The following is a 26023-nucleotide window of genomic DNA, read 5'->3' as shown; positions in this document are numbered from 1 at the left end:
AAAGAAATGAGGGGGTGCTTGAATGTTTCGTATTCCTGAGTCGATTGCAATACTAGGTAAGGAGCGGATTGCAGGTTTTCCAGTGGAAGGGTTTCTTTATGGGGAAGGTCCGAAAAATCCGAAACTGATGCTCATTGGGGAAGCGCCTGGCGAATTCGAGCTGGTCGATGGCATTCCGTTTATCGGTCGTGCGGGCAAGGAATTGATGAAGTCACTTGCAACAATTGGTCTAACCCGTGAAGAGGTTTACATTTCAAGTGCAGTCCGCAGTCGACCATTTAGATGGGGCACGAAAAAAGAACGGGATGGAACGACGACGGAGCGGAAATATAATCGCCCACCGACGATGAAAGAAATTATGGCGCATGCACCCGTGCTCGATTATGAACTTGCGAATATTGAACCGAGATTGATTGTTCCACTGGGCAATGTAGGATTACAGCGGTTGCTTGGTAAAGAGGCCAAGGTGACAGAACTGCATGGGCAACTATTAGTGCGTCCCGTCCAGTATTTGAATAAACTCGATGATACGACGTTCAAATGGACGAAAAGGACTTATACAATTGTCCCGACATTTCATCCAGCATCCATTTTTTATAGACCCTCACATCGCCCATCGTTAGAAGCGGATTGGTTGGAAATTGGGCGCATCTTGAAAGAAATGGGTTAACGAAAATGAATGGGGAAGCGGAGGTAGATTATCATCTATACACCAATCGATACATCATTTTATAAGGCACCCGTACTTGAACTGGCACAGAATCTGCTTGGACACTATATCGTTCACGAGCAACCAGATGGGATACTCGCCGCACGTATTGTCGAAACGGAAGCGTACCGTGGCCCGGAAGATCAGGCAGCGCATAGTTTTGGAAATCGTCGGACGAAACGGACCGACATCATGTTCGGGGCAGCGGGGTCAGTTTACACATATAGAATGCATACTCATACATTGGTAAATGTTGTAGGTGGACCAATTGATACGCCACATGCGATTTTAATTCGTGCGGTTGAGCCAATTGAAGGGCTTGAGCAGATGAGGGAAAATCGAGGGGTTCAATTGAAAATGCATGACTGGACGAACGGGCCGGGGAAATTGACGAAAGCGATGGGCATTACGATGGATTATTACGGTCATCATTGGTCAAAGAAACCACTATTTATTGCCGAAGGGGCTGGTGTTGGGAAGATTGTCGTGGGGCCACGTGTAGGCATTGGCAATTCGGGAGAGGCGGTCCATTACCCCTGGCGATTTTACGAGAAGGATAATCCATTTGTTTCAAAATATCGTGCGTAAGTTGGACACTATGGAACAAAAGTGCCGCATCCTGTAGCAATTACTTTCGAATATGACTAAATGATGGCGTAGATTCATAGCATGTCGTAAATTGTCAAACTTCGTAGTTGTATTTGTTTTATGGAAAATGGTTTAATAGTAGTAGTAAATGTGGAAGGATGACATATCTTGCTTCACTATCGAACTATCGAAATTAGCCCAACTGCCCCTTGGGTGACATTCATACACGGCGCGGGTGGTAGCCTTTCAGTTTGGTTTAAACAAATTCGGGAATTTAGAAAAGAACATAATGTTTTGCTAATCGACCTTCGTGGCCATGGAAAATCAGAACGTGATCAATGGAAAAAGGGAGATACGTTTGCAGACGTTTCTAAAGAAGTAATCGAAGTGTTGGATGAGATTGGTGTCGAAAAGACGCATATCATTGGAATGTCCCTCGGCACGATTGTTGCACAGACGATTGCGGATAATTATCCTGAACGTGTGAAATCGCTTATTCTTGGCGGAGCTATTATTCGCTTTGATATTCGTACAAAAATATTATTGTGGGCAGGGCGCACTATGAAACGCTTTGTACCTTATATGTTACTCTATAGATTATTTGCTTATATTATTATGCCGCTTAAAGAGCATGAAGAATCACGTTTAGCGTTCGTCAATGAGGCGAAGAAGATGTGTCAGAAGGAATTTATTAAATGGATGTCCTTAACGAGTCTGATCAATCCCTATTTGACACGCTTACAGGCTTCGACAAATGCAATTCCAACGTTGTTTTTGATGGGGGATGAGGATTATCTGTTCATCCCGCCGATTGAGGAAGTTGTCCGACGTAATGAAGGATTTGAGTTTATCAAGATTGAAAAATCCGGACATGTCTGCAATATTGACCAACCAGATTTGTTCAATCGGTTTTCAATTGATTACATTTCGAAAATTGAGCAAAGAAAATCCGTCATCCCAGCTGGGTGACGGATTTTTTCTATGCGTATTACGCGTGCGTAAGTTCAAGTTGCTCAGCTGGTCCAAAGAATTCAAAGTGAACTTTCTCTTCAGAGAATCCAAGTGCATACAGGTCATTGATGACAGCTTGCATAAACGGTGTTGGTCCACAGACATAAATATCGCTTCCCGCTAAGACGTTTTTCTCAAGGAATTCACGGTTGATGAAACCATCACCTTCTTCTGAATAAAGAGCTTTGTAGCTTGAAGCAGGCATCGATGCATCTAGGTCACGCAATACCGTGTCGAAAGCTTGGTGCTTACGTGTACGTGCTGAGTGTAAGAAGGCAACTTGGCGATCTGGTGTTGTTTTTGCGATTGTTTCGTACATACTCATCATTGGAGTGATACCTACACCGCCACTAATAAGTGTGACTGGATTGCTACTCTCAGTATCGAGGTGGAAATCCCCAGCAGGTACACTCACTTCAAGCATGTCGCCGATATTTAGTTCACAGTGAAGGTAGACAGATACCTTACCGGTTGGATTATTTTCGTCTTCGCGTTTGACGGAAATGCGATAGACATCGCCAGTTGGGGCTTGTGATAAGCTGTATTGGCGGTTTACTGTATATTCGTCATTCGGAATTTGTGTACGCACAGTAATGTATTGACCAGGTTTGTAAGATGGTAGTTTTTTACCGTCTGCAGGTTTCAGGTAGAACGATGTGATAACATCACTTTCGACCACTTTATCTGCGATTGTGAAGTCCTTGAATGTTGCCCATCCGCCTTCTGCTTGTTCCGCTTTGTCATACATTTCTTTTTCAATGCCGATAAATGCATCTGCGATGACACCGTAGGCTTCACCCCACGCACCGATGATTTCTGGTGTAGCAGCGTCTCCTAGTACTTCTTTAATCGCGCCTAGTAGGTGGTAGCCGACGATTGGATAATGCTCGGCTTTAATGCCAAGTGATTTGTGTTTGTGAGCAATTTGGACAACGACTGGAATAATGGCACCTAGATTATCGATATTGGCAGCTGCAGCGTATACCGTATTAGCAAGCGCTGTTTGTTGACGACCTTGTGATTGATTTGCGTGGTTAAAAATATTTAATAGTTCAGGGTGTTTTTCAAACATATTTTTATAAAAGACAGTTGTAATTGTTTTTCCGTGTTGCTCCAATACAGGGACAGTTGATTTGATAATGTTGATCGTTTCTTGAGATAGCATGTGAGCATGCACTCCCTTTCTTTTTGTTAACTTAACCATAAACCATAAATAATTTTAAAGCTATATTTGATATGTATATTTAATAAGTGTTAAAAAGTTAGCCACATTTTATTCACGTAAACGTCACAGGTGTTATAATAGTATTGGAAAGTGCGGTGAACTTATGCGTTTAACGATGTATACAGATTTTTCCTTGCGCGTTCTGATTTTTCTTGGGACAAAAGAACGGGAAGAAATTTCGACGGTACAAGAAATTTCGGATACCTATAGCATCTCGAAAAACCATTTGACGAAGGTTGTTCATGAGCTTGGAAAAATGGGGTTGATTGAAACTATTCGGGGGCGTGGAGGCGGGATTCGCTTGAAAGTGGAACCTGAAAATATTAACGTTGGTGAACTTGTTCGCAAGACGGAGGACGACTTCCATCTTGTCGAATGTTTTAATACTGATTCGGGTGGTTGTCTATTATCGCCTGCCTGCCGGCTTAAAGGTGCGCTACGTGAAGCGCTTGTTGCCTATTTTGTAGTGTTGGACGGTTACACGATTGCCGATTTTCTCGTGAATAAGGATGAATTGGCAGCGATATTATTCAATCGACCTTTATGATAAACTAGCAATGAATATAAAGGAAAACAGGGGGTTATTTTTTATGAGTAAAGTTTTGGTATTCGGACATAAAAACCCAGATACGGATTCGATCACTGCGGCGATCAGCTACGCGTATCTGAAGCAACAAGTGGGAATGGACGCAGAAGCGGTACGCCTAGGTGTTGTTACGAACGAGACAGCTTATGCACTAGAGCATTTTGGTTTTGCTGCACCTCGATTGATTGACAAAGCAGCGCCAGATGCAGCGCAAGTTATCCTTGTTGACCATAATGAGAAACAACAAAGTGTAGATGATTTGGATGACGTGCAGGTCATTGAAGTTGTCGACCATCATCGGATTGCCAACTTCGCAACTAGCGATCCTTTGTATTATCGTGCTGAGCCTGTCGGTTGTACAGCAACCATTTTGAACAAGCTGTACAAGGAACATGGTGTAGCTATACCAAAAAATATTGCTGGACTTATGCTGTCTGCAATTATTTCGGATTCGTTACTGTTCAAATCACCAACGTTTACGGAAGAAGATCGTATGGCGGCGGAAGAATTAGCGGCCATTGCAGAAGTAGATGCGCAGGAATATGGACTAGCTATGCTAAAAGCGGGCGCGGATTTAAGTGATAAAACACTTGAAGATCTTGTTGCACTGGATGCGAAAGAATTTTCGTTTGGCGATGTGAAAATCGAAATTGCGCAAGTAAATGCCATCGACATTAATGATGTTATGGACCGCCAAACTGAATTAGAAGAACTACTTAATGGTGTGATTGCGGAAAAAGAACTCGACTTGTTCTTATTTGTTGTAACGGACATCTTAAATAATGATTCAGTTGTTTTGGCACTCGGTAATGAGGCGGAACGTGCTAGTTCAGCGTTTAACGTTAAACTAGTGAACAATACGGCTACGTTACAAGGTGTTGTTTCACGGAAGAAACAAATCGTACCGGTATTGACAGAAGCGTTGAAATGAAGTGAATGACATAAGACTGTGCCCAGGAGAAACCGGGCGCAGTCTTTTTGCTATTTATCGCAGATTAAGCTGTCCAACCAACTCATTACGTTCCGTTAAGACTAATTTCAATCGGGGTAGGCATATTCATTGTTACCATTTTCAAATGAAATTAAAATGGAGGTAGAAAGGTGTGTGTGAAAATGAAAATTGAAATATGGTCGGATTATGTATGTCCATTTTGTTATATAGGTAAGCGAAGGTTTGAAGAGGCCTTAAAGGAAACGGGTCTTAAGGAGAGTGCAGAAGTTGTATTTAAAGCATTTGAACTAGATCCAAATTCGCCAGCAACATCTGATCAGACGATGCCGGAAGTATTAGCGCAGAAATACGGCACGAGTGTGGAAGAAGCGAAGAGAATGACTGAAAATGTAAAGGTCCAGGCGGAATCGGTTGGGCTACACTATAACTTCGATAAGATGGCGCCTGCGAATACATTTAATGCGCACCGTCTAGCGAAGCTTGCCGAACAGCAAGGCATTGGTGCACAAGCATCAGAACGACTTCTGCAGGCTTATTTCATCGACGCTGAAAAGATTGGTATGGAAGAGGTGCTGCTTCGTATTGCGGAAGAAGTAGGGATTTCACGTGATCGTGCGAAGCAAGTGCTTGATTCTGACGAGTTTGCTGCAGAGGTGAATACGGACATTGCTGAAGCCAGACAGATTGGTGTACAAGGCGTTCCGTTTTTTGTTATTAACCGTAAATATGCAATTTCAGGGGCGCAACCCGCAGAGGCGTTTGCAGAGGCATTACGAAAAGTAGCGGAAGAAGAAGGGATTCAACCAAGTCTAAAAGTGTTAGGGACTGATGGAGAAGGACTATGTACTGACGATGGCTGTGAGATATAACCTGATTTAGTTAGAACCTAATATGGAATGCAAAAGCCGGACACATGATCGTAATGATCGTATGCCCGGCTTTTGCGTTGATAGGATGAGGTTGTTATTGTGCTGGGTTAAATTGTAGATCAAGCGTGATTTTAATGTCGTCGCCAACAAGAACGCCGCCAGCCTCAAGCGCTTGGTTCCAAGTAAGATCGAATTCTTTTCTTGAAATTTTACTTTCAGCTTCAAAGCCAGCTACTTCTACACCCCAAGGGTTTTTTCCAATGCCTTCGAATTGTGAATCAAATGTAATCTGTTTCGTTACGCCCTTAATCGTCATGTCCCCGTTGATAGCGTATTTGCTACCCCCGTTTTTCACGATATCCGTAGAGACGAATGTGATAGCTGGAAATTCTTCTGTATTGAAGAAGTCTGCTCCACGCAGATGGTTGTCACGGTCTGTGCTGTTTGTATTGATTGTTGAAGCATCAATTTTAAATTGGATTGCCGCACCAGTAAGATCTTCAGCATTCCCATCGATTGTTCCTTCGTATTCTCCGAAATGTCCTTTTACTTTTGAAACCATCATATGTTTAACTGAGAAGCTAATATTCGAGTGAGAAGCGTCTACTATCCATTTTGTCATTGTGAAAACTCCCTTTCCGAAATAAAGTCTATCCTAACTATATTACCCATATGTCTCGAGGTCAAGACATTTATCTTGAATTCTAGATAAAATTTACAAAAGGTTTACAAATGGTTTAGAGGAATGAAAATCGCTGATGAAATTGCTTGTCAAAAGAAAAAGTTCCACGCATACTATGAAAGGTAATACGATTTAAATGCTTTATTGAAAGGATTGAATGTTGATGTCGAAGCATCAATGGCTTGAAGGGCTTCTACCTGAAATTACGCAAGGTACATTACTGATAGATGAACCGCTTTGTAAATATACGATGACAAAGCTTGGAGGCGTGGCGGACCTTCTAGTGATTCCTGCGACGATAGAGGAGACGGCGGCGGCAGTCCGTTACGCATACGTTAATGAAATTCCGCTATTGTTACTTGGCAATGGGTCGAATATGGTTGTGAAAGATGGTGGTGTCAGAGGAATCGTTCTTCACTTGGCGAAACTCGATGCGATTCAAATTAATGGGACGCGTGTTCATGCGGAGGCGGGGGCACTGATAATTGACGTGTCAAAGCGTGCCGCTGCGGCGACGTTAACGGGAATTGAATTTGCATGTGGTATACCTGGTTCTATTGGAGGCGCAATGGCTATGAATGCCGGTGCGTACGGTGGAGAAATTAAAGATATTATCTTGCAGGCGACCGTGCTAACAAACTCCGGCGAACAGCTTGTCCTGTCGAAAGAGGAATTAGAACTCGGGTATCGACAAAGTATCATTGCAAAAGAAGGCTATTATGTATTGTCCGCTGATTTCCAGCTTGTCAAAGGGGAACAGGAGGCAATCGATTCAAAAGTGGCGGATTTAACGTTTCAGCGCGAGTCGAAACAGCCTCTCGAGTATCCTTCGGCAGGCAGCGTCTTTAAGCGACCACCGGGCTACTTTGCGGGGAAATTGATACAAGACTGCGGTTTGCAAGGAAAAGGGCATGGCGGTGCCGAAGTATCATTGAAGCACGCCGGTTTCATTATCAATAAAAACAACGCAACTGCTTCTGATTACATTCAGACAATCGAAATGGTAAAAGTAGAAGTGAAAAAGAAGTTCGACGTTGACCTAGAACTTGAAGTAAAAATCGTTGGTGAAGAGTAAAGAAAAGCGGAAGGCGCCTAGCCAGCTCGCGAAGGAAATAGGGAAAGCCCCTGAAGCCGGTTTTTGGCTTTTGGGGCTTTCGTCTTTTCCACAGCGAGCTAGGCGCTGAAGCTAGCCAATTAAGAAAAGCGGAAGCGCCTGTTTAGGGGAGCTTTCCGCTTTTCTTATTTTTCGGTTTTACAGTTGAATAGTGAAGGATCGGTCACTTGATCGTCTGTAATATGCACTTGGCACATTTTGTTATTACTCATGAATTTGAATAGCCCATTATTGAAATCGGTGCCCGTTTCCTTGAAGAAAATTCCTTCGAAACGAGCGTCTTTCGATAATGTGAAACAAATACGAAAACCGTCCCCGTCTTTTACTAAGTAAGCACGCACACCTTTTTCAAACATCCCGTCAATCTCATCTTTGATGGCGCGATCGACAGAGACAACATGGAAGTCGACGAATGTAATTTCACGTAGCAGTACGTTCATGAACGAACCTTTTGTGATTTCTTCCCATCTACTTTGAGCAGTTTGCCCGATGATGATTTGGGTAATGTTATGCTGATGCGCTACTTCTTTAATAACTTTGGCGGAAGGCCGCTTTTCGTTATCACAGATAATAAACTTCTCAACGTCGAGTTCTTCGGCAAGTTCTTGCCAGCGCTCAATGTAGTCTGACTTTTCCGCGTCAAACTCGTCATATGGAAGCGGATCGACAGTTAAAATATACAGTGGACAGTCCATGATTGATGCCATTTTATGTCCGCGTCTAATGAGACGTTCACCATTTGGACCGTAGTAGACACAAACGAGAATGCTCTCGTCCATACGACCTTTTACTTTGCCCATGACGGTAGTTCACCTCTTGAATGTTATTGTGTAATTGTAAGTGGAGTATTGAATGAAAACCTAACTAGTATATATGAAAAATCCATGCCTGACAAGATGTTGATAAGAAAAGGTGCTACAAAGTGCGTAGTGTTGCGTTTTAGTGTATAATTTATTGTATAAACGTATAGAAATCCCCCTAAAATTGGGTATCTGTAGCTACCTATTATCCCGTCAGTCTCGACGCGCGTCAAGTATGCCCTATACATATTAAAAAATCCGCGAAAAAAGAGTGTAATTTACCTGTAATTCTCTCACTTTCTAAAAATCCGTGTCACCCGTTTTAACATGTTTTAATATTGGAGGTTATGTTTTTGACGATAATGATAGCCATTCTTATCCCGTTTTTTGCTGCGGTCCTCGTTCCATTTATCTACAAAAGGGTGCCGAGTCGAAATATTGGGTGGTTTGTCCTTTTAGTTCCCCTTATGTTATTCCTTATTCTTGCCAGTTATATTCCTGCCGTTGCCGGTGGAGAAACCTATATACATACAATTAATTGGATTGATTCGGCTGGGATTAATTTCACTACGTATCTAGATGGTCTTAGTATGATTTTTGGACTCCTTATTACAGGAGTGGGAACTCTTGTCATCCTTTACTCCATATATTATTTATCGGAACGAGAAGCGTTAGGGCGCTTTTATGTTTATCTGCTAATGTTCATGGGTTCCATGCTAGGTGTTATTTTTTCGGATAACTTGATGGTCCTCTACGTTTTTTGGGAATTGACGAGTATTTCCTCATTTCTGCTAATCGCATTTTGGTATCATCGGAAAAAGTCTCGCTACGGGGCACAAAAGTCGATGCTGATTACAGTATCGGGCGGAGTGGCCATGCTGGCTGGTTTTATCATGCTGCATACGTTAACGGGCTCGTTTAGTGTTCGAGATATTATTGCATCGATTGGTCAGTATACCGGTGAAAGCTTATTTTTGCTAGCAATGCTACTGGTATTACTGGGGGCATTTACGAAATCTGCACAGTTCCCGTTCCATATTTGGCTACCGGATGCCATGGAAGCGCCGACGCCAGTGAGTGCCTATTTACACTCCGCAACAATGGTCAAGGCAGGTATTTACCTCGTCGCGCGGTTTACGCCTGTATTCGGTGGGGAAGCAGTTTGGTTTTATACAGTTAGTTGCGTTGGGCTTTTCACGTTGTTCTGGGGATCATTTAACGCAGTCCGGCAGACGGATCTAAAGGCATTGCTTGCTTATTCGACAATTAGTCAGTTAGGTCTTATTATGTGTCTTTTTGGTCTGGGCTCTGCTGCCCTTAACGAGGGATATAGTGCGGATTCGGTTATTTATACGCAGGCGACGTTTGCAGCATTGTTCCATCTTATTAACCACTCGACGTTTAAAGGAGCCCTATTTATGGTGGTGGGAATTGTCGACCACGAAGTAGGGACACGGGATATTCGGAGACTTGGTGGATTGATGTCCTTCATGCCTATCACGTTTACGATTGCGCTGATTGGAAGTTTCTCAATGGCAGGTTTACCACCGTTCAATGGTTTTCTTAGTAAGGAAATGTTTTTTGATGCGGTGTTGAACGCGCGAAATCTCGATATTTTTGCTATGGGAACGTGGGGAACTCTATTCCCTGTGGTTGCATGGATTGCGAGCGTATTGACGTTTGTCTATAGCATGATTATTGTCTTTAAGACTTTTCTTGGCCAACATCAGCCGGCCAGGCTCGAAAAAGAACCACACGAAGCCCCTATGGGAATGTTGGTTGCGCCGTCTATTCTTGCTATGTTCGTCGTCGGGATTTTCTTTTTCCCGAATGTCATTGGGAATTATATAGTAAGACCCGCGATGGCAGCGGTCTATCCACCGTTTGAAGGAGCAGAAGGTTTAGTTCCACATATTGTTGCTTGGCATGGTTTTAATTATATGCCTCTATGGCTGACCATTGGTGTTGTCGTCGTGGGGGGAGGACTTTATTTATTCCTCCGTTATTGGCGAAGTGTTTATGAGATTGCGCCGTTAAGTTGGAGTTTAGATACTCTTTATAATGGCATCTTGGTACAGACGGAAAAAGGTTCGTCTTACCTAACACGCTTTTATATGACGGGCTACTTGAGGGATTATCTCGTGTATATTTTCACGTTTTTTATCTTTGCTGTCGGAGGCAGTATGTTGTTAACGGGCACTTATAAGTTTGATCTGTCGGGGGATGCGCCGATTACGATTAATGAGTATATTATTGTTTTTGTGATGATGGGAGCTGGTATAGCCATTATTTTTGCGAAATCCCGTATGACGGCAATCATTTTAAATGGGGTCCTCGGTTATTCCATCGCAATTTTCTTTGTTGTCTTCCGTGCACCCGATTTGGCACTGACACAAATCATTGTAGAAACGGTCACAACGGCATTATTTCTTCTTTGTTTCCGCTTTTTACCCGAATGGCAGAAGGAGAAGTCAGCTAGGCATACTAAAGTGATTCATGCAGTGATTGCGTTTTCAGTCGGTACCATTGTCACTGTTCTTGCTTTAGCTGTACAGGGGAATAAGATGTTTGAGTCCATTTCGTTCTACTTTGAAAATGCTTATGAGTTGGCTGGAGGAAAAAATATTGTCAATACGATATTAGGCGATTTCCGCGCGTTTGATACAATGCTTGAGGTTGTTGTGCTTTTCATCGCTGGGATCGGTGTGTTTACGCTGATTAAATTGAAGGCGAGAAAGGAGGAGAAGGACGTTGAAGATCAATGATGTCATTTTGGAAACCGTGACGAAGATTGTTGTATTCATCATTTTGACGTTTGGAGTGGAGTTGTTCCTATCAGGGCATAACAATCCTGGTGGCGGTTTTATCGGCGGTCTCGTCCTTTCTTCTGCATTTGTTTTACTTTATCTGGTTTATGATATTGAAACGGTTCAACAAGGAATTCCATTTGATTATAAAAAAATTGCTGCGTTTGGGGTACTGTTAGCGGTTGGTACGGGTGTAGGGGCTGTTGTTTTTGGAGCGCAGTTTTTAACGCAGACATTTAGTCACTTCAATTTACCTGTGTTCGGAGATACGGAACTATCTACAGTCATTTTGTTTGAGGCTGGAGTGGCCCTGACAGTTGTCGGTGTTGTTGTCACCATTATTTTAAGTATTAGTGAGGATGTGTAGCGAATGGAAACGTTAATAACGATACTTGTAGGAGTTCTGGTAACCGTTGCGGTCTATTTGTTGTTGTCCCGAAATCTAATCAGGGTCATATTGGGAACAGCAATCCTCTCTCACGCAGTGCATTTACTGTTAATGACGATGGGTGGGTTGAAAAAAGGAAGCGTTCCATTACTCGGTGAAAATGCAGCAAATTATACGGATGCTTTACCGCAGGCCTTAATTCTAACGGCGATTGTCATCAGTTTTGCTGTTACGTCATTTTTGCTTGTTCTTGCCTACCGTACATATCAGGAGACTGAATCAGACGATCTCAGCGCATTGAGGGGTATTGAAGATGAATAACATGATTGTTTTACCTATGATTATCCCCATACTAACGGGTGTTTTCTTAATCTTTCTAAGACCTTATATCAAGGTTCAACGGATTTTGAGTATCGTATCTATTGTGGCAACGATTGGGGTCAGTGTTTATATTTTGAACCGTATTCAGACGGATGGGATTTTACGCCTTGACTTCGGTGGTTGGTTACCGCCATATGGTATTTTGTTTGTGGCAGATTCGTTCTCTATGTTGCTTGTTGTGACGACAGCGATTGTAACGGGTATTCTATTGCTCTACGCATTTTCTTCTGTCGGCAAGGCGCACGAGAATATGTTTTTCTATCCATTTGTCTTTTTCCTCATTGCGGGGGTGAATGGTTCTTTCTTAACGGGAGACTTGTTTAACTTATTTGTTTGTTTCGAAGTCATGCTGTTATCCTCCTATGTACTTATTACACTTGGGGGTAGGAAAGTTCAACTTGTAGAATCCATTAAATACGTCTCGATTAACGTGTTATCCTCATGGTTTTTCCTGTTGGCAATTGCGTATTTGTACGGCACAGTCGGTACACTAAACATGGCGCATTTATCGGTGCGTGTCGCGGAAGTTGGGCAAGGGTCGCTACTGACGGTGATTAGCATTATCTTTTTAATTGTCTTTAGTTTGAAAGCAGGATTATTGCTCTATTTCTGGCTACCGGGTTCATATAGCTCACCACCGACAGTCATTGCCGCGTTGTTCGGGGCCTTGCTGACAAAGGTCGGTATCTATGCGATGTTCCGTGTGTTTACGCTAATTTTTTATCATGAGCCAGCCATTACACATACAATGATTGGCATTATGGCAGCAGTTACGATGATTGGCGGTAGTATCGGAGCCATTGCCCATAATGATGTACGCCAAATTGTTTCTTACAACGTAGTCATTGCGGTCGGGTTTATCATGGCAGGTCTTGCTATTTCAACGGAAGTAGCAATTCAGGGATCCATCTATTATTTAGTTCACGACATGATTATAAAAGCATTGTTATTCTTGCTCGCTGGAACGATGATTTATTTAACAGGCACTGCAAGAATTGAGCAAATGAGTGGGCTCATTCGCAACTATCCGACTCTGGGATGGCTATTCTTTATTACGATGCTGTCACTTGCCGGAATTCCACCGCTGAGCGGATTCATCGGTAAAGTGTATATGGGTCAAGGGGCGATTGAAGCAGGATCGTTTGGGTTGCTAGCGATTGCGTTTCTGTCCAGTATTTTTGTCCTGTACTCGCTATTACGGATCTTTATGAACTGTTTTTGGGGAGAGACAATTATTAACGAGGATGATGATGTGCCGCTAAAAAAAGGCATGCTCGTTCCATGCATTATGTTTGGTATTTTGACTGTTGCGCTGGGGCTTGGAGCGGAAGGGATTGCTGCGTATGTCAGTGATGCTGCCCATACGCTCATGAATCCGGAAATCTATATAGAGGCAGTTTTAAATGATTGATCTCGATATAGTGGAAAGAAGAGGTGAGGGGTAATGCCAGCCCAGTTATTATTGAACTTATTCATTGCATTTTTATGGATGACGTTGATGGATGAAGACGAACTACGATTTACGACTTTCTTTGCTGGATTCCTTGTCGGGATTGGAATCATCTTTTTCATGCACCGATTTTTAGGAACACAATTTTACTTGCGTAGAATGTATTCAACAATCAAGTTGATTTTTCTATTTATTTCAGAGTTGACACAATCGAGCATTATCGTCTTAAAACAGATTTTAAGTCCAAGGTTGAAAATTAAACCTGGCATATTTAAATATGAGACGGTGTTGGACAGTGATGTGGAAGTGACAATGCTTTCTCTTCTGTTAACATTGACGCCGGGCTCAGTGGTTATGGAAGTGTCGCCCGAAGGCAATGTGCTCTACATTCATGCCATGGATGTAGAACAGTCGAAGGATGCATTATTAAGTCAGTTGGGCAATTTTGAAAAAGCGATTATGGAGGTGACCCGCTGATGATTGAAACGATGCTGACGATTTCATTGGTGTTATTTGCAACAACCATCGCTATCGCTGTGATTCGGATTATCCTTGGGCCCTCTATGCCTGATCGTGTGATTGCGCTCGACATGATTGGTGTGAATCTGATTGCGATGATTGCAGTTGTGTCCATTATGCTAAAGACGAAAGCGTTTCTGGAAGTTATTTTGATATTAGGTATTTTATCGTTTATCGGTACGATTGCCTTCTCTAAATTTATCGAGAGGGGGGTTATCGTTGAGCGTAAACGAGATCGGTGAATTTATAGGTGCGCTTCTTATTTTGACAGGCGGGATTGCAAGTGTCATTAGTGTTTTCGGATTGATTCGTTTGCCTGACGTTTATACGAGATCCCATGCAGCGACGAAAAGCTCGACGTTAGCTGTATTGCTGACGTTATCTGGAACATTTCTTTATTTTTGGTTCAGCGAACAATTCATCAGTGTCCGTGTTCTTCTCGGAATTGTGTTCGTGTTTTTAACAGCCCCTGTTGCGGGACATCTGATTATCCGTGCCGCATACCGTTCAAAAGTAAAGTTAGCGGATATATCGGTAGAAGATGAACTTTATGAAGTATTGCATAAGGAAGAAGTGAAAGAGGACGAGACTGGCCGATAATGGCTAGCTCGTCCTTTTTTTGACTTCATTGGTTAAAGAGGGTATTCAATTGAAATAGAAGAATATTATATAAGTAAAGAGATGAGAGGAGTGTACGAATGAGAGAGAAAAAGAAGTGTATGGGGAAATGGGCGAAGGTGCTATTGTCCGTGTTTGGGGCATTGGTGGCTGTGGTTATTGTGGCACTGATTGTGGTCAATACATACATAGGGAAATCCAAGCCGTTTATTGAAGGGGAAGTCATTGCAGATTTTCTAGAGAAGGATGTAACCGTTGAGCGGGATACGTTTGGTGTGCCGCATATAATGGCGGAATCGGATGCCGATTTGTATCGTGCGCAGGGCTATGTACAGGCGCAGGATCGCTTGTTCCAAATGGATATGGCCCGTAGGCAGGCGAGTGGACGATTGTCTGAAGTTGTCGGTGAAGTGGCTGTAGGAACAGATAAGAAGTTTCGTGCCTTTAGTTTACGCGCAGCTGCGGAAGCATCACACGGTGGTTATGGAGAAGAAGCGAAGAAGGTACTTGAATGGTATGCGGAAGGTGTCAATGCGTTTATCGAAGAGGCAGAGCAGAACGGAAAGTTGCCATATGAGTTCAAGTTGCTTGGCTACCAGCCGGAACCGTGGACAGCAATCGATTCGTTGACCATTGGAAAGTATATGGCGTATGACCTTGGAGGAAACTGGGATAGTTTGGCGGTTCGCCACTGGGCATTGAATAATTTCCCGGAAAATAAGGCGCGGGAGTTGTTCATTACGTATCCTGACAATGCGCCGTCGATTATCCAAGCGAATATTGCAAATACAGTTACGGTGGCAGGGCGATTTGACCCAGACCTTCAGCCGCCTGAATTTAATGGTAGTAATAACTGGGTCGTGTCTGGCGACAAGACAGCATCGGGATACCCATTGCTAGCGGATGATCCACATCTTGGGCTAGATACGCCATCTATTTGGTACCAGATGCATTTAGAGTCACCGGAGCAAAACGTCAGCGGTGTTATTTTTGCGGGTATTCCCGGGATTATTCTTGGACATAACGAGGACGTAGCGTGGGGTGTGACCAATGTTGGACCCGATGTACAGGATCTGTATATTGAAATTCCGAATCCTAAGGATCCGACGCAATTTTTGTATGATGGACAATGGGAACAAGCCCAAGTTCGTGATGAAACCATTTCCGTAAAAGGTGGCGAAGATATACCATTTGAGGTCGTAGTTACCCGGCATGGGCCGATTATTTCGGAAATTCTCTATAAGGAAGAGGATCCAGATGCTTTATTTTCGATGCAATGGACTGCGTTAGAACCGACGAAAGAACTTGAGGCTATTATGAATATGAACAAAGCAACGGATTGGGAAGGTTTTGAAAAGGCATTAGAAGATTTCAATGCACCTGCACAAAACTTTGTCTTTGCAGCGAAAGATGGCACAATCGCTTATAAAGCCAATGGTCGAATTCCGATTCGTAAAAAAGGAGATGCGCAATTACCGGTTCCAGGAGACTCGTCTGATTATGGCTGGACCGGGTATGTTCCGTATGATGAATTGCCACGTGTCGTGAATCCGGAAGAAGGATTCATCGCGACAGCAAATAATGAAGTCATTGATGATTCGTATCCTTATCACATTACAAAGAAATGGGCACAGCCGTATCGTTATGAACGGATAGCGGAAGTGCTACGCGCGGGTGACGACTTTACACCAGAAGATATGATGAAGCTACAGATGGACCAGAAAAACTTGTATGCCCGTGAATTCCTCGATGATCTGCTACGTTCGATTGAAGCGGAAGATAGCGAAGGGGAATATAAGGATATCGTAGTGATGCTTCGTGAGTGGGATCAATTCGATTCTGCCGATGCGGCGGCACCGCTCGTTTTCCATAAACTAATGACACAATTACCGATTATGATGTTCAGTAAAGAGATGCCGGAAGATGTCTATAAGCTGTTACCGGGGAAAGGTTCGATTACTGATCAGCTATTACGTGCAGCGTATGCGGGCGAACCGGGAGCTTGGGTAGATAACTATGGCGGCGTCGATAAGTGGGTGTTTGACTCATTTGAGCAGTCTATTGGGGAGATTGAAGAATTGTTTGGCACGAAAACTGCGAGCTGGAAGTGGGGAGATTTCCATCAGGTGGCGTTTCCACATGCACTGGCAGGAGCCTCACCGATTTTTGAATACTTCTTAAATCCAAAGAAACAAGCAATTGGTGGGTCAAACGTGACGGTCCAAGCCGCCGCCTTTAAAGAAGATGGTACAGTGGATCACGGTGCGGCATGGCGATACGTTGCTGATCTATCCGATTTGTCGACAACTTATCACATTGTCGGACCGGGTCAAAGTGGTCATATGAAATCGAAATGGTTCCATGACCAAGCGGATGATTGGGTGCAAGGTGATTACCATGAAACGGTTTTGGACGGGGACATTAAAGATAGTTCTACATTAACATTGAAAGCTGGACGCTAAAGAGTCTGGATGTTTAACGGGTCGCCCTTTTGGTGACCCGTATTTTAAAACTACCAAATTAAGATTGTCAAAGAGTATAGGGTATTAAAATAGCTTTCCTTTACCATATGTAATTTACTGCTTCTTCGACAAAGGCCACTTTTCCACTGCTCGTCCTTGCCGCCCGACAGTCGTCTCCGCATGTATCATCGACTGGAAGATGGCTTCTTCCGTTGCTTCGATAACTGCTTGAAACAAATCATTCATTATTGGGTGGTCGTCCCGCAGTAGCTCGTATGCAATCGTCATTTGATTGCTGGTATGAGGAATCGTGAAACCGTTTGAAAAAGCAATAATGATATCGCCGCTACCATTATGAATATGTGTCCCTGCCCGACCGAGACCAATTGCTGCTCGCTTGGCAAAGCGCTTTAACTGCCGTTCGTTGACAGGTGCGTCCGTTGCGACGATGATCATGACTGATCCGTCTGGCTTTACATTGTCAGCCTTAGATTGTGGTATTCGATCGGTAGCCACACCGCCATTTCGACTAAGCCAGTTATCAATCTTGCACTCTTCGACTTTCCCGAAATTTGTCAGTGTCAATACCCCGACCGTATACCTTTCTCCATCCCTTTGAACAATCCTTGACGATGAACCAATGCCGCCTTTCATCCCAAAACAGATCATCCCTTTGCCTGCTCCGACTGCTCCTTGCTCAAACGGTCCAATATCCGCGTTTCGAATCGCTTCGGTTGCGTGGCCCGGTTTCACTTTCATCAACCGCATGGAATTCAAATAGCTATCATTGCATTCGCCGACAATAATATTCAATGAGCTTGTCGAATCACCAATTGAACGATTGGCATCAAGCATATAAGCTAACGTACCTTCCAGTACTGCCCCGACGCTAAATGTATTCGTTAGCATAATAGGGGACTCTATCACGCCAAGTTCTTCGATTTGAATTAACCCCGCAGTTTTTCCGAAGCCGTTTAACACAAAACTTGCTGCGGGCACCTTCTGTTCAAAAGTATTTCCGCTATGTGGCAAAATAGCAGTAACGCCCGTGCATGCATAGTCGCCATTGGGCAATTGTTCATCGAGCGTTACATGTCCGACTTTAACGCCGGGTACGTCTGTAATTGTATTCCACTTTCCATGATCCATTCCATCCGCTCCTAAAGAAATTAGCCCTTGTCCATGTGCGTGAACAAGGGGTTATGTGTTATTTGACAATCAAAACGGGCGCAGTCACGCGCTTTGCAACTTTATGGCTAACACTTCCCAGCACCATTTCTTGAAATGCATTTAGGCCACGGCTGCCAACAATGACAAGATCGAAGTCGTTGCTATTGGCGAACGTGACAATCGTCGGTCCTGGTTCTCCGTGTTTAATAACAAGTTCATAGGTGACACTACGTTGGTCAAACGCTTCCTCAACAGGGATCAGTTGCTTTTTACGATCGATATGAAGATCATCGCTTCCTGCATTATAAAGGACGTCTGAGCGTGTTCGATCATAGTCGAGGATGTAAAGAACCTTAACGACCGCCCCGTGATTGAGTGAGGCGAGATAGGCAGCGTGTTCCGCTGCGCGTCGTGAGTTATCAGATCCATCGACTGCGACAAGTATTCGATTATACATTCTATCCCCTCCTCATTTACTTTATGGGGTGACCTACTAAAATATTCTGCAAAGAATCTACGAAAACCTTTTTTCTTATGGCTTTATAGGGCTTTACGTTGAAATGAAACCATTCAAATAACCATTTGATTGGCCTTGCAACTTTGTAAAAATGCACATATACTAAATTCAATCAAACAATCATTTGAATGAGGTGTGAAGATGACGAAAGAAATTTGTGAAGTGGCGATTGTTCATGAAGAAGTAGTTGAACGGGTACAACAAGCGATTCCTGACGTGGGGGCAGCTGCCCAACTATTCAAAGCGCTTGCGGATGAAACGAGATTGAAAATCGCGTTTTCACTAACAATAGAAGAAGAAATGTGTGTCTGTGATGTTGCGGCAGTGATTGGTTCCTCCATCGCGACTGCCTCCCATCACTTGCGATATTTGCGCGACAATGCTTTAGCGAAATCACAACGCAAAGGGAAAATGGTTTACTATTCACTCGCCGATGATCACATCCACCAACTTGTGAAAGTTGCACATGAACACACGACGGAAGGTGATGACCATGGCGATTGTTGAAAAGAAAGAGTACCGGTTGGAGAATTTAACATGTGCTAGCTGTGCGATGAAATTCGAAAAAAATGTTAAGAATTTGCCATCCGTCGAGGAGGCGCAAGTAAATTTCGGTGCATCAAAATTGTCCTTTTGTGGTAGTGCAACGATAGAAGATCTGGAAGCAGCCGGTGCATTTGATGGTATTCGAGTTGTACCACTTCAAATGAAGAGGGTCGAAGCTAAAATACCTTTTTTGAAGCGTAAGGAAAATATCGTTACGATTTTATCTTTGCTATTTTTAACCGCAGGAATGATGATGTCATTTCGTTATGCTGAAACACATCCAGTAGCCATCACCCTTTTTGCCATTGCTATCGTGATTGGTGGAGCGGGTATATTTAAAACAGGGCTTAAAAATCTTGTCCGTTTCGAGTTCGATATGAAAACATTGATGACGATTGCAATCATTGGGGCGGCAATCATCGGTGAATGGCGAGAAGGTGCAGTTGTGGTCTTCCTGTTCGCAGTGAGCGAGGCGTTAGAGGCCTATTCGATGAATAAAGCCAGACAGTCCATTCGCCAGCTAATGGATATTGCACCACCTACAGCCATAGTTAAACGCGGCGGTGAACAGATAGAGCTCGCAACAGAAGATATTGTGATTGGTGATATATTACTTGTAAAGCCCGGACAAAAAATTGCTATGGACGGTAAAGTGTTAACAGGTACTTCTACGGTCAATCAGGCAGCGATCACAGGCGAATCCGTGCCAGTTCTTAAAACGGCTGATGATGAAGTATTCGCAGGGACGCTGAATGAAGAAGGCGCGCTTGAAGTGACTGTGACAAAGCTTGTCGGCGATACAACGATTGCGAAGATTATTCACCTCGTTGAAGAGGCGCAAGCGGAAAAAGCACCGTCACAAAAATTTGTCGATAAATTTGCGAAATACTATACGCCTGCCATTATTGTGCTCGCTCTTCTTATCGCAATCGTTCCTCCGTTGTTTGGTGGGGATTGGCAGACGTGGATCTATCAGGGGCTCGCGGTGCTCGTTGTCGGCTGTCCTTGTGCACTCGTCGTGTCTACGCCAGTCGCTATTGTCACAGCTATCGGTAATGCGGCGCGTCAAGGTGTCTTGATTAAGGGAGGCGTCCACCTCGAAGAAACAGGGCGTCTAAATGCAATCGCTTTTGATAAGACAGGCACATTGACGAAAGGCTATCCAGAAGTGACAGATTTTATCGTTCGTGAAGGGGTGGCCAAGGACCAGCTGTTAAGTTCGATTGCGGCTGTGGAATCGATGTCCCAGCATCCATTGGCGAAAGCGATTGTGAGTTACGCTCGTAAAAATGGAGCGGAAACAGTAGCGGCGACAAACTTTCAATCGGTAACGGGCAAAGGTGCCTATGCGGAAATAAGCGGTGTGAAAACATCTATCGGCAGTATCGACTGGGCGCAGGAATTATCTTCATTGCCAGAGGCTACGTTACAACAGGCGGCCTCTTTACAACGTGAAGGCAAGTCTGTCATGGCGATTGTCACGGGTACGAGCTTTAGTGGCCTGCTTGCAGTAGCAGACCCAGTGCGCGCCGAAAGTCAGGCCGTTCTAGAAAAACTAAAAGCCATTGGCATTCGTCATACAGTGATGTTAACGGGTGATCATCAGACAACGGCGGAAGCAATTGCTGACAAATTGGGCGTTGAAGATGTGCGTGCAGGACTGATGCCGGAAGATAAACTGACGGCTATCAAACAATTGAGTGACCAATATGGTCGTGTCGCAATGGTTGGTGACGGGATTAACGACGCACCAGCTTTAGCCGCGGCATCGATTGGAATTGCAATGGGTGGAGCAGGTACGGATGCCGCATTGGAAACCGCGGATATTGCGCTTATGGCGGATGATTTAGGAAAACTACCATATACCATGAAATTAAGTAGAAAAACGTTGCGAATTATCAAGGAAAATATTATGTTTGCATTAGGTTTAAAAATTGTAGCATTACTTCTTATTATTCCGGGATGGTTAACATTGTGGATTGCCATTTTTGCGGATATGGGTGCAACGCTACTGGTCGTACTAAATTCGTTGCGATTGCTGCGTATTCATAAATAACAAGTAGGCTGAACGGAGGCAAAATCCTATGCAATTACAAGAATGGACGATGGAAGAGCAGGAACAGCTCATCCATTTCATGACGACGAATACATGGCCTTATCACGGTAACTCCCATCCGGCTCGTAAACTTATTGAAAAAGCAATTGAAGAAGGCGGCTATGAGTCGGATGAAGTAAAGACGTTCTGGGTAGAAAATGACCAGTCGGATAAAGTGGGCATTGTGAAAATTTATGATTTACAAGATGAAATCCCCTTGTTTGATCTTCGGATTGCAGATATGTCACGAGGGAACGGTTATGGTCCGAAAGCGCTTCGGCTTGTTGCGGAATATGTCTTCGGTTTGCATGGGAGGAAAATCCGCCTTGAAGGTCATACTAGACAAGATAATCTTGCAATGCGCAAAACATTTGAACGCGCAGGTTTTGTGAAAGAAGCGCATTTACGTCAAGCATGGTTTTCTCCGAAAGAAAACTCTTATTATGATGCAGTCACTTACGGCATTACACGGGAAGACTTCATGGCAGGAACTACGACGCCTGTCATTTGGGAAGATGGAGAAAAGGGAAGGGTGGCTGCAACATCACCGCGTATTCCAGATTTCCCAGAGTCATTTGAGTCGGAACGGTTAATCATTCGAGCGCCTAAAATGGGAGATGCGTTGGATGTTTGGAATGCAATCGTCAACTCGATGCCTGCGCTACGCGAGTGGATGCCATTTGCACAACAGCAACCCGAGTTAGCTTCGACTGAAGAGAATATGCGCAAAGCGGTTGCTGATTTCATCACCCGCGAGGATTTGCGCTTGCATCTATATAGTAAAGAAACTGGGGAGTTTGTAGGTTCGTCGGGACTGCATCGCATCAATTGGGCGATTCCGAAATTTGAAATCGGTTATTGGCTGGCATCAGAATTCGAAGGGCAGGGCTATATGACGGAAGCTGTCATTCGGATTCAGCAATTTGCTTTTGAACAACTCGGGGCACGTAGGGTAGAAATTCGTTGTGATGAACAAAATATAAAAAGCCGCAGTGTTGCTGAACGTGCAGGTTTCATTCTAGAAGGAACCTTGCAACAGGATTCCTTATCTCCTGACGGTAATGTTTTACGGAATACATGTATCTATGCGAAAATAGATTAGACAATCACAAGGGATGCCGACGTTAGGTCGACATCCCTTTCGTGACAATAATTTTTTTCTAAGCGTAAAAGGTGTTACAATTATAGACCAAAGAAAGAACGCGACTAAAGTGTGCCACGACCTGTGGCAACAAGGAGGGATAAAGTTTAATCCCTCTCTTCGCATGACCTACATACTGGAGGCGGTAAGATTGGCAACACCAGGTATGGAAGACTATCTTGAACAAATATATTTGCATATTGAAGCGAAGGGTGTTGCGCGTGTATCGGATGTTGCGGAATCACTTTCGGTTCTCCCTTCATCTGTTACGAAAATGGCGCAACGACTTGATCGTGATGGCTACATCGTCTATGAGCGCTACAAAGGGCTTGAACTAACAACGAAAGGTTTGCAGTTCGGCAAGAAGCTTGTAAGACGCCATGAACTTCTTGAACAGTTTCTCCGTATCATCGGAGTCGATGAAGAGAATATTTATGGGGACGTGGAAGGGATTGAACACCATCTGAGTTGGAACGCGATGGATCGTATAACGGATCTCGTTGAGGCGATGGGGCAAGACAAGGAATTTGTAAGAAAATTACGGGTAATGGACCACAAGGAAGAGGTAGATCAATAATGGAACAACTTAAATCAGGTTATACAGCCGATCTGGACGTGTTGGAGCGGGACGGTTCACGATGGGTCTTAGATGGCAATGGCGACGATATCATGATGAATGCTTCTGATGCAGATGACAACATTCAAGAAGGGGATACTGTACATGTTTTCCTCTATACAAATAGACGCGGTGAACTAACGGCGACGATGCAAATGCCGATTATGACGGCGGGAACTTATGGATGGGCGCGTGTCATCCGCGTCGATGAAAAAGAGGGTGTCTATGTCGATATCGGCTCATCTTTTGAGGTGCTTGTCAATCGGACAGATATGCCAAGACTTCGCTCGTTGTGGCCAAAAGTCGATGATGCGCTATATATGACACTTCGTATGGATTTAGGCGGCAATATTTTTGGAAGACTTGCGACGGAAGAACGAGTGCTGGAGCAAATTGCTGAGGCACCATCGTCTTTGCTAAATATGAATGTCAAAGCAAGAGCATATCGGTTATTACCGGTCGGTTCATTCATGCTGAGTATTCCAGATAATCACCGGATTTTCATCCACAATACAGAGCAAGCGAGTGAACCTCGTCTGGGCCAAGAAATCGATGTGCGGATTATCGATGTCCATGAGGATGGGACGTTGAATGGCTCGATGCTACCGCGCAAAGAAGAACGTTTGGGCGATGATGCTCAGGAAGTTTTACGTTATTTGAATGACGTGGGCGGGCGGATGCCGTTTACTGACAAATCTTCCCCTGAAGAGATTAAGGAAATGTTCTCAATCAGCAAAGCATCATTTAAACGAGCTCTTGGTAAGCTGATGAAAGAAGGAAGAATTGAACAAGGTGACGGCTGGACTACTTTAAAATAAGGAACTTATTCTTCTCTAAATCGTACTAATTGGTATAACAAGGGGGAATTCGTATGAAACGTTTATTAACAATGATGATGGCTGCTGTGCTTGCTGTTGGTATTCTTGTACCCGCATCAGCAAGTGCAGAAGATCCCGTCATCGATGAAAAACTTGGTGTACCAATCGTAGTATATGGGGCAAACTTATCTGATGCCGAAAAAGAAAGTGTCAAGCAAAGTCTTAACGTAGCTAAAGAGGCAGAGGTTGAAGAGATTACTGTCGATGGCAGTGATCTTGTGAAATATATTAAAGATGGTGACAGCAAGGCAAGAATGTATTCATCAGCGAAAATCACGAGACGTGATGCAGGCAAAGGACTTGTCATCTCCATCGTTACAGAAGATAATATTACTCAAGTGACATCTGATATGTATGCAAACGCGATGTTGACGGCAGGAATTCAAGATGCAGTTGTTGAAGTTGCAGCTCCGAAAAAAGTAACAGGCCATTCTGCGCTAGTTGGCATATATAAAGCATATGAAGTAACGGGTGAAACACTAGATACTGAACGGACGGATGTTGCAAACGATGAATTGAATCTTGCGACAAAGTTTGCACAAGAATCAGGCGTCGATGATGCTAAAGTGTCCGAACTTTTAACGGAAATTAAAAAACAAATTGCAGAGAACAAACCTGAGACAAAAGAAGAAGTCGAGCAAATTGTATCTGAGCAACTTACAAAGCTGAATATTGAGTTGAGCCCAGCGGATCGTCAACTACTGATTGATCTGATGGATCGAATTAGTAATTTGGACATCGACTTCAGTAAATTATCCGAACAACTGAATGACATGGCTTCTAAGATTAAAGACAAACTGGGAGACATTGATCCGGGCTTTTGGGAAAGTGTGAAGAATTTCTTTGCCAGTATTTTTGAGTCCATTCAGTCATGGTTTAAATAAGCAGACAAAGTAGTCAGGCGCACCTAAAAACGGGATCTGGGGAAAGGGGTAGTGAAGATGGAATTTGAATTTGTAGAGTTGGGCGGGGACGCATTCGCGTTTCGTAATGTACAAGAGGGAAAATTATTAGCAGAAATCAGCTGGACACTTCTTGGAGATGTTATGGTAATGGATCATACATTCGTCTCAACAGATCTTCGTGGTCAAGGTGTTGCAAAAAAAATACTAGACCGTGCAGCTGAATATGCACGAGATCAAGAATTAAAAATAGAACCCGTTTGCTCATATGTCGTCACTGCATTCGAGAGATACAAAGATTACGATGATGTAAAGATATAAAGAACACTCAAAAAGGCAATCCGTCAGGAGATACTGATTGGATTGCTTTTTTCGTGAAATTGAAAGTACTATATATGGCAGTCCTCGTAATCATGTAATGAAGTACAAAATACCCTGTTTGCAAAAAAATGAAACCTATTCTTCTAGATTACGTATACTCTTATATAGAATAAAAGAAAGGGAGGCATGTTATGAAAAGGACAGCTGAAAAATCACTATCAATTATAGGTGCTGTATTATCAACAGTAGGTATTATCATGGGCATAATTATGACATCTCTTTTTAACCTTGTGAAGTCAGATCCGATGTTCCAAGTTGAATTGGAACAAGAAATGCTTTTGATGGATCCTTCATTAAGACCAGAGGATCTAGAGATATTCACTACAATCGTCAATCTCTTCGGAGGGATTATGTGGTTCATCATCATCGGTATGATCATTGGTTTGGTGCTGACGATAATTGGCCTGGTCAATATCTGGAATAGTAAAAATCCCAAGCTTGCAGGAATCATGTTTATCATTGCGGGTGTATTATCAGGATTCATCACTTTGCCATCTATTCTTCTTTACATCGCTGGAATTCTTTGTTTTACAAGGAAACCACCATTGACGGATAAACCACATTTTACAGATGATCAGTATGATGGAACAATGAGGCCGTTGTAAGAATATGTTTG

Annotated in this window: 28 protein-coding genes; 23 read left to right on the top strand and 5 right to left on the bottom strand. The window is 43.4% G+C overall.

Going from position 1 to position 26023, the window contains the following annotated elements; all coding sequences use genetic code 11:
- Positions 1-22 precede the first annotated feature (22 nt).
- The 3 genes from ACIQ0H_RS11775 (at position 23) to ACIQ0H_RS11765 (ending at position 2266) form a co-directional block, all read left to right on the top strand.
- Positions 23-670 carry a uracil-DNA glycosylase gene (locus ACIQ0H_RS11775; RefSeq protein WP_403414717.1) on the top strand — a complete coding sequence of 216 codons (648 nt, stop codon included), beginning with the start codon at positions 23-25 and terminating at the stop codon, positions 668-670.
- Between the two features lie 30 nt (positions 671-700).
- Positions 701-1297, top strand: coding sequence for a DNA-3-methyladenine glycosylase (locus ACIQ0H_RS11770; protein WP_403415705.1), 597 nt, complete (start codon positions 701-703; stop codon positions 1295-1297).
- Positions 1298-1465: 168 nt separating this feature from the next.
- Positions 1466-2266 carry an alpha/beta fold hydrolase gene (locus tag ACIQ0H_RS11765; RefSeq protein WP_403414715.1) on the top strand — a complete coding sequence of 267 codons (801 nt, stop codon included), beginning with the start codon at positions 1466-1468 and terminating at the stop codon, positions 2264-2266.
- Positions 2267-2285: 19 nt separating this feature from the next.
- On the opposite strand, the gene hmpA is transcribed toward ACIQ0H_RS11765, so the two are convergent.
- A complete protein-coding gene (gene hmpA, locus ACIQ0H_RS11760; protein ID WP_403414712.1) occupies positions 2286-3473 on the bottom strand; it encodes an NO-inducible flavohemoprotein in 1188 nt (395 codons plus the stop codon).
- A gap of 163 nt (positions 3474-3636) precedes the next feature.
- On the opposite strand from hmpA, the gene ACIQ0H_RS11755 reads away from it, so the two are divergent.
- From ACIQ0H_RS11755 to ACIQ0H_RS11745, 3 genes are all read left to right on the top strand, one after another.
- Positions 3637-4080, top strand: a complete 444-nt coding sequence (locus tag ACIQ0H_RS11755; protein ID WP_403414709.1) for an RrF2 family transcriptional regulator — start codon at positions 3637-3639, stop codon at positions 4078-4080.
- A gap of 43 nt (positions 4081-4123) precedes the next feature.
- Positions 4124-5050 carry a manganese-dependent inorganic pyrophosphatase gene (locus tag ACIQ0H_RS11750; RefSeq protein WP_403414707.1) on the top strand — a complete coding sequence of 309 codons (927 nt, stop codon included), beginning with the start codon at positions 4124-4126 and terminating at the stop codon, positions 5048-5050.
- Positions 5051-5232: 182 nt separating this feature from the next.
- Positions 5233-5940 (top strand): DsbA family oxidoreductase, encoded by a 708-nt coding sequence (locus ACIQ0H_RS11745; RefSeq protein WP_403414704.1) that lies wholly within the window; start codon positions 5233-5235, stop codon positions 5938-5940.
- Positions 5941-6034: 94 nt separating this feature from the next.
- On the opposite strand, the gene ACIQ0H_RS11740 is transcribed toward ACIQ0H_RS11745, so the two are convergent.
- The gene (locus ACIQ0H_RS11740) at positions 6035-6562 is read right to left on the bottom strand and encodes a YceI family protein (RefSeq protein WP_403414701.1); all 528 of its coding nucleotides are present in this window, start codon (positions 6560-6562) and stop codon (positions 6035-6037) included.
- 223 nt (positions 6563-6785) lie between these two features.
- On the opposite strand from ACIQ0H_RS11740, the gene murB reads away from it, so the two are divergent.
- On the top strand, positions 6786-7697 hold the full coding sequence (gene murB, locus ACIQ0H_RS11735) for a UDP-N-acetylmuramate dehydrogenase (protein WP_403414699.1): 912 nt from the start codon (positions 6786-6788) through the stop codon (positions 7695-7697).
- A gap of 164 nt (positions 7698-7861) precedes the next feature.
- Here the strand turns inward: murB and ACIQ0H_RS11730 are convergent, their stop codons facing one another.
- Positions 7862-8536: a histidine kinase gene (locus ACIQ0H_RS11730; protein WP_403414696.1), complete on the bottom strand. Its 675-nt coding sequence runs from the start codon at positions 8534-8536 to the stop codon at positions 7862-7864.
- 362 nt (positions 8537-8898) lie between these two features.
- On the opposite strand from ACIQ0H_RS11730, the gene ACIQ0H_RS11725 reads away from it, so the two are divergent.
- The 8 genes from ACIQ0H_RS11725 to ACIQ0H_RS11690 all read left to right on the top strand — a co-directional run bounded on the left by ACIQ0H_RS11725 (position 8899) and on the right by ACIQ0H_RS11690 (position 17161).
- Positions 8899-11301, top strand: a complete 2403-nt coding sequence (locus tag ACIQ0H_RS11725) for a Na+/H+ antiporter subunit A (protein ID WP_403415702.1) — start codon at positions 8899-8901, stop codon at positions 11299-11301.
- On the top strand, positions 11288-11710 hold the full coding sequence (locus ACIQ0H_RS11720; RefSeq protein ID WP_403414693.1) for a Na(+)/H(+) antiporter subunit B: 423 nt from the start codon (positions 11288-11290) through the stop codon (positions 11708-11710). Before ACIQ0H_RS11725 ends, ACIQ0H_RS11720 begins: the two co-directional genes overlap by 14 nt.
- 3 nt (positions 11711-11713) lie before the next feature.
- Entirely contained in the window at positions 11714-12052 is a 339-nt protein-coding gene (locus ACIQ0H_RS11715) for a Na(+)/H(+) antiporter subunit C (protein WP_403414691.1), read from the top strand.
- Positions 12045-13523: a Na+/H+ antiporter subunit D gene (locus ACIQ0H_RS11710; protein WP_403414689.1), complete on the top strand. Its 1479-nt coding sequence runs from the start codon at positions 12045-12047 to the stop codon at positions 13521-13523. Before ACIQ0H_RS11715 ends, ACIQ0H_RS11710 begins: the two co-directional genes overlap by 8 nt.
- Positions 13524-13556: 33 nt before the next feature.
- The gene (locus ACIQ0H_RS11705; protein ID WP_403414686.1) at positions 13557-14039 is read left to right on the top strand and encodes a Na+/H+ antiporter subunit E; all 483 of its coding nucleotides are present in this window, start codon (positions 13557-13559) and stop codon (positions 14037-14039) included.
- Entirely contained in the window at positions 14039-14323 is a 285-nt protein-coding gene (locus ACIQ0H_RS11700; RefSeq protein WP_403414683.1) for a Na(+)/H(+) antiporter subunit F1, read from the top strand. Before ACIQ0H_RS11705 ends, ACIQ0H_RS11700 begins: the two co-directional genes overlap by 1 nt.
- Complete coding sequence (locus tag ACIQ0H_RS11695; RefSeq protein ID WP_403414681.1) at positions 14301-14681, top strand: Na+/H+ antiporter subunit G; 381 nt, start codon at positions 14301-14303, stop codon at positions 14679-14681. The genes ACIQ0H_RS11700 and ACIQ0H_RS11695 overlap by 23 nt, the downstream gene beginning before the upstream one ends.
- Before the next feature lie 98 nt (positions 14682-14779).
- Positions 14780-17161 carry a penicillin acylase family protein gene (locus ACIQ0H_RS11690; RefSeq protein ID WP_403414678.1) on the top strand — a complete coding sequence of 794 codons (2382 nt, stop codon included), beginning with the start codon at positions 14780-14782 and terminating at the stop codon, positions 17159-17161.
- A gap of 114 nt (positions 17162-17275) precedes the next feature.
- Here ACIQ0H_RS11690 and ACIQ0H_RS11685 read toward each other — a convergent pair whose 3' ends face one another.
- Positions 17276-18310, bottom strand: coding sequence for a DmpA family aminopeptidase (locus tag ACIQ0H_RS11685; RefSeq protein WP_403414675.1), 1035 nt, complete (start codon positions 18308-18310; stop codon positions 17276-17278).
- 58 nt (positions 18311-18368) lie between these two features.
- Positions 18369-18788, bottom strand: a complete 420-nt coding sequence (locus tag ACIQ0H_RS11680; protein ID WP_403414673.1) for a universal stress protein — start codon at positions 18786-18788, stop codon at positions 18369-18371.
- Between the two features lie 201 nt (positions 18789-18989).
- Here ACIQ0H_RS11680 and ACIQ0H_RS11675 point away from each other — a divergent pair, with 201 nt between their 5' ends.
- The 8 genes from ACIQ0H_RS11675 to ACIQ0H_RS11640 all read left to right on the top strand — a co-directional run bounded on the left by ACIQ0H_RS11675 (position 18990) and on the right by ACIQ0H_RS11640 (position 26012).
- A complete protein-coding gene (locus ACIQ0H_RS11675) occupies positions 18990-19355 on the top strand; it encodes an ArsR/SmtB family transcription factor (RefSeq protein ID WP_403414671.1) in 366 nt (121 codons plus the stop codon).
- A complete protein-coding gene (locus tag ACIQ0H_RS11670) occupies positions 19342-21450 on the top strand; it encodes a heavy metal translocating P-type ATPase (RefSeq protein ID WP_403414669.1) in 2109 nt (702 codons plus the stop codon). The genes ACIQ0H_RS11675 and ACIQ0H_RS11670 overlap by 14 nt, the downstream gene beginning before the upstream one ends.
- Before the next feature lie 28 nt (positions 21451-21478).
- Positions 21479-22591 carry a GNAT family N-acetyltransferase gene (locus ACIQ0H_RS11665; protein ID WP_403414666.1) on the top strand — a complete coding sequence of 371 codons (1113 nt, stop codon included), beginning with the start codon at positions 21479-21481 and terminating at the stop codon, positions 22589-22591.
- A 190-nt stretch (positions 22592-22781) separates the two neighbouring features.
- Positions 22782-23207 carry a transcriptional regulator MntR gene (mntR, locus tag ACIQ0H_RS11660; protein WP_403414663.1) on the top strand — a complete coding sequence of 142 codons (426 nt, stop codon included), beginning with the start codon at positions 22782-22784 and terminating at the stop codon, positions 23205-23207.
- Positions 23207-24064, top strand: a complete 858-nt coding sequence (locus ACIQ0H_RS11655) for a CvfB family protein (RefSeq protein WP_403414660.1) — start codon at positions 23207-23209, stop codon at positions 24062-24064. The genes mntR and ACIQ0H_RS11655 overlap by 1 nt, the downstream gene beginning before the upstream one ends.
- A gap of 53 nt (positions 24065-24117) precedes the next feature.
- Entirely contained in the window at positions 24118-25008 is an 891-nt protein-coding gene (locus tag ACIQ0H_RS11650) for a DUF1002 domain-containing protein (protein WP_403414658.1), read from the top strand.
- A 57-nt stretch (positions 25009-25065) separates the two neighbouring features.
- The gene (locus ACIQ0H_RS11645; protein ID WP_403414656.1) at positions 25066-25347 is read left to right on the top strand and encodes a GNAT family N-acetyltransferase; all 282 of its coding nucleotides are present in this window, start codon (positions 25066-25068) and stop codon (positions 25345-25347) included.
- Positions 25348-25538: 191 nt separating this feature from the next.
- On the top strand, positions 25539-26012 hold the full coding sequence (locus ACIQ0H_RS11640; RefSeq protein WP_403414654.1) for a DUF4064 domain-containing protein: 474 nt from the start codon (positions 25539-25541) through the stop codon (positions 26010-26012).
- Positions 26013-26023: the final 11 nt, after the last annotated feature.

The organism is Sporosarcina sp. NPDC096371, from assembly GCF_044762865.1.
Lineage (GTDB): Bacteria > Bacillota > Bacilli > Bacillales_A > Planococcaceae > Sporosarcina.
Note: the sequence above shows the minus strand (reverse complement) of the source record. Positions and strands in the feature narration are given on the sequence as shown.